This window comes from Aerococcus sp. Group 2 (assembly GCF_905125285.1).
Classification (GTDB): domain Bacteria; phylum Bacillota; class Bacilli; order Lactobacillales; family Aerococcaceae; genus Aerococcus; species Aerococcus urinae_E.
The window spans coordinates 1-3,198 of record NZ_CAJHPA010000010.1; the positions used below are offsets into that span (position 1 = coordinate 1).

Genomic DNA, 3,198 nt, shown 5'->3' on the forward strand with positions numbered 1-3,198 from the left:
GCACGGCAACGTCCTAGTCTCACAGGGGGCAACCCCCAACTACATTCGGCGCTAAGAAGCTTAACTGCTGTGTTCGGGATGGATACAGGTGGGTCCTTCTTGCCATCGTCACCGTACAATTTATTTTTTTGAGCTTGTTCGCTCAAAACTGAATCTATCATGCCTTCCTTAAACCTCATACAACCTTATCCTTTGGATAAGTCCTCGACCGATTAGTATTTGTCCGCTCCACTTATTGCTAAGCTTCCACTCCAAACCTATCAACCTGATCGTCTTTCAGGGGTCTTACTACTTTAAAAGTATGGGAAATCTCATCTTGAGGGGGGCTTCACGCTTAGATGCTTTCAGCGCTTATCCCGTCCACACATAGCTACCCAGCCATGCTCCTGGTGGAACAACTGGTACACCAGCGGTGTGTCCATCCCGGTCCTCTCGTACTAAGGACAGCTCCTCTCAAATTTCCAACGCCCGCGACGGATAGGGACCGAACTGTCTCACGACGTTCTGAACCCAGCTCGCGTACCGCTTTAATGGGCGAACAGCCCAACCCTTGGGACCGACTTCAGCCCCAGGATGCGATGAGCCGACATCGAGGTGCCAAACCTCCCCGTCGATGTGAACTCTTGGGGGAGATAAGCCTGTTATCCCCAGGGTAGCTTTTATCCGTTGAGCGATGGCCCTTCCATGCGGAACCACCGGATCACTAAGCCCGACTTTCGTCCCTGCTCGACTTGTAGGTCTCGCAGTCAAGCTCCCTTCTGCCTTTACACTCTGCGAATGATTTCCAACCATTCTGAGGGAACCTTTGGGCGCCTCCGTTACACTTTAGGAGGCGACCGCCCCAGTCAAACTGCCTGACTGACACTGTCTCCCGACCAGCTAATGGTCGCGGGTTAGAATGGTCATCCCACAAGGGTAGTATCCCACCAGTGCCTCCATCGAGACTAGCGTCCCGACTTCGATGGCTCCTACCTATCCTGTACATGTGGCACAAACATTCAATATCAACCTACAGTAAAGCTCCATGGGGTCTTTCCGTCCTGTCGCGGGTAACCAGCATCTTCACTGGTACTACAATTTCACCGAGCCTCTCGTTGAGACAGTGCCCAAATCGTTACGCCTTTCGTGCGGGTCAGAACTTACCTGACAAGGAATTTCGCTACCTTAGGACCGTTATAGTTACGGCCGCCGTTTACTGGGGCTTCAATTCAGAGCTTCGCTTACGCTAACCCTTCCTCTTAACCTTCCAGCACCGGGCAGGCGTCAGCCTCTATACATCATCTTTCGATTTGGCAGAGACCTATGTTTTTGATAAACAGTCGCTTGGGCCTATTCACTGCGGCTGACCTTGCGGTCAGCACCCCTTCTCCCGAAGTTACGGGGTCATTTTGCCGAGTTCCTTAACGAGAGTTCGCTCGCTCACCTTAGTGTTCTCCACTCGACTACCTGTGTCGGTTTGCGGTACGGGTTGTTTGATTCTCACTAGAAACTTTTCTTGACAGCGTGACGTCGGCGGCTTCGGTACTAAACTTCCCTCCCCGTCACAACTCATGAAGTCTGAGGCAAGCCTTTCACTCACCTTCTCACTTATTGCTTGGACGCATTTTTCCATCTCCGCGCTCCGCTTAGCCTTCTGTGTCCTTCCATCGCTCAAACAAATCAAACAAGTACAGGAATCTCAACCTGTTGTCCATCGCCTATCCCTTTCGGTCTCGGCTTAGGTCCCGACTAACCCTGGGAGGACGAGCCTTCCCCAGGAAACCTTAGTCATTCGGTGGACGGGATTCTCACCCGTCTTTCGCTACTCATACCGGCATTCTCACTTCTATACGCTCCACATGTCCTCACGATCATGCTTCTCTGCCTATAGAACGCTCTCCTACCATCCTACGGATCCACAGCTTCGGTGTTCAGTTTAGCCCCGGTACATTTTCGGCGCAGGGTCACTCGACTAGTGAGCTATTACGCACTCTTTCAATGATGGCTGCTTCTAAGCCAACATCCTAGTTGTCTAAGCAACCCCACATCCTTTTCCACTTAACTGAAACTTTGGGACCTTAGCTGGTGGTCTGGGCTCTTTCCCTTTCGACTACGGATCTTATCACTCGCAGTCTGACTCCCGGACTAAACTATTTGGCATTCGGAGTTTATCAGATGTCGGTAATCCAGGATGGACCCCTCGATCAAACAGTGCTCTACCTCCAATAGTCATCATCCGAGGCTAGCCCTAAAGCTATTTCGGAGAGAACCAGCTATCTCCAAGTTCGATTGGAATTTCACCGCTACCCACACCTCATCCCCGCCTTTTTCAACAGACGTGGGTTCGGCCCTCCAGTGTGTTTTACCACACCTTCAGCCTGGACATGAGTAGATCACTTGGTTTCGGGTCGACGACAACAAACTCAACGCCCTCTTCAGACTCGCTTTCGCTGTGGCTCCGCTTCTTCAGCTTAACCTTGCTTGCTATCGTCACTCGCCGGTCCGTTCTACAAAAAGTACGCCATCACCCCTTAACGGGCTCTGACTGCTTGTAGGCATACGGTTTCAGGTACTCTTTCACTCCCCTTCCGGGGTGCTTTTCACCTTTCCCTCACGGTACTGGTTCACTATCGGTCACTAGGGAGTATTTAGGCTTGCCAGATGGTCCTGGCGGATTCCGACGGAATTTCACGTGTACCGCCGTACTCAGGATACTGAATGAGGTGGCTGAGCTTTCGCCTACGGGATTGTCACCCTCTCTGATCGCCCTTTCCATGGCGTTCGACTAGCTCATTCACTCCCGTCCATCAGTCCTACAACCCCAGCATGCAAGCACGCTGGTTTGGCCTCTTTCCGTTTCGCTCGCCGCTACTCGGGAAATCGATTTTTCTTTCTCTTCCTGTGGCTACTGAGATGTTTCAGTTCACCACGTCTACCTTCCACTCAGCTATGTGTTCACTGAGTGGACCATTGTCGATAAAAACAATGAGGTTCCCCCATTCGGAAATCTCCGGATCAAAGCTTACTTACAGCTCCCCGAAGCATATCGGTGTTCGTCCCGTCCTTCATCGGCTCCTAGTGCCAAGGCATTCACCGTACGCCCTTATTCACTTAACCACCGGTTAAGTTGTATGATGCGAAAAGTTTTAAAACTCTTTCTTTTTCGGTTTTTACGCTTGGTAAAATTGGTTTATTGACATTTCTATCTCGCAAAAAATG

2 rRNA genes are annotated in these 3,198 nt (G+C 51.0%); both read right to left on the bottom strand.

Annotated features, from left to right (window positions below):
• Positions 1 to 116, bottom strand: a 5S ribosomal RNA gene (gene rrf / locus JFU01_RS08820).
• 76 nt (positions 117 to 192) lie between these two features.
• Positions 193 to 3,096, bottom strand: a 23S ribosomal RNA gene (locus JFU01_RS08825).
• Positions 3,097 to 3,198 lie beyond the last annotated feature (102 nt).